The sequence below is a fragment of the Salinicola socius genome, from assembly GCF_001937195.1.
Lineage (GTDB): Bacteria > Pseudomonadota > Gammaproteobacteria > Pseudomonadales > Halomonadaceae > Salinicola > Salinicola socius.
In genome coordinates, this window is sequence record NZ_MSDO01000126.1 from 1 (window position 1) to 591 (window position 591).

1 protein-coding gene is annotated in these 591 nt (G+C 65.3%); it reads right to left on the reverse strand.

The window, feature by feature from the left end:
• The coding region (locus BTW07_RS19185) for an Ig-like domain-containing protein (RefSeq protein WP_167369305.1) at nucleotides 1-591 on the reverse strand (591 nt) is incomplete at both ends.

Below are 591 nucleotides of genomic sequence, written 5' to 3' on the forward strand. Positions count from 1 at the left end.
GGGTGCCGGTCACCGTTACGGTCAGCGTCGAGGTGGCGGTGCCGCCCTGGCCATCGCTGACGGTGTAGCTGACTTTAGTGGTATCGGTCTGACCCGCGGCCAGGCGATCGAACGCCGTGCCAGGATTGAAGCTGTAGGAGCCATCCGCGTTCAGCGTGAAGGTGCCGCCGTTGGAGCCGGTGATGGCCTGCCCGACGCTACCTGTTACGCCGTTGACCGCGCTGACACTCAGCGTGCCGCCATCGACATCGCTGTCGTTGGCCAACACGCCCTGGGCCGCGGAGACATTGAGAGTAGCGTTCTCGCCCGTGATGCCGGTATCGGCGACGGCGACCGGCGCATCGTTGGTGCCGGTCACGGTGATCGTCACCGTCTTCGGTGCACTGACCCCACCGTCATTATCGGTGGCGGTGTAGCTGAAGGTGACGTCGCGACTCTCGCCGGCGGCCAGAGCGTCGAAGTCGGTGCCGGGGGCGAAGCTGTAGGAACCGTCGGCGTTGAACGTCAATGAACCATTGCCGGTGCCGACATCCGTCGCCAGGTCGTAACCGGCGATCGTTCCATCGACATCCGATGCCGCCGGGACTTGGC